Below are 414 nucleotides of genomic sequence, written 5' to 3' on the forward strand. Positions count from 1 at the left end.
TTGGAGATCCGGGCCTGGCTCGTCCACCTTCGCGAGGAACGCAAGCTGGCCCCCGGCAGCCTCGGTCCAACGATCGGCGCACTGCGCTTCCTCTACCGCGTGACGCTCAAGCGCCCCTGGAGCGACGAGGACTTTCCACTGCCGAAGAAGCCGTTCAGACTGCCGGTCGTCCTGAGCCTGGAGGAGATCACCACCTTCTTCGAGTCGATCGCCAGTCTCAAGCAGCGCACCATCCTGATGACCGCTTACGCCGCCGGGCTGCGGGTGTCGGAAGTCGTGCACCTGAAGATCACCGATATCGACAGCCAGCGCATGGTGATCCGGGTGAACCAGGGGAAAAACCGTAAGGATCGCTACGTGATGCTCTCGCCGCGGCTGCTCGAGATCCTGCGTGCATACTGGCACGAGGCTCAC

General features: G+C 63.3%; 1 protein-coding gene. It reads left to right on the forward strand.

Annotation, left to right across the window (positions count from 1 at the left end):
* On the forward strand, nt 1-414 hold a 414-nt coding region (locus P0D89_RS54125; protein ID WP_408379853.1), incomplete at both ends, for a phage lytic cycle repressor MrpR family protein.

This window comes from Paraburkholderia sp. RL18-085-BIA-A (assembly GCF_046027075.1).
Lineage (GTDB): Bacteria > Pseudomonadota > Gammaproteobacteria > Burkholderiales > Burkholderiaceae > Paraburkholderia.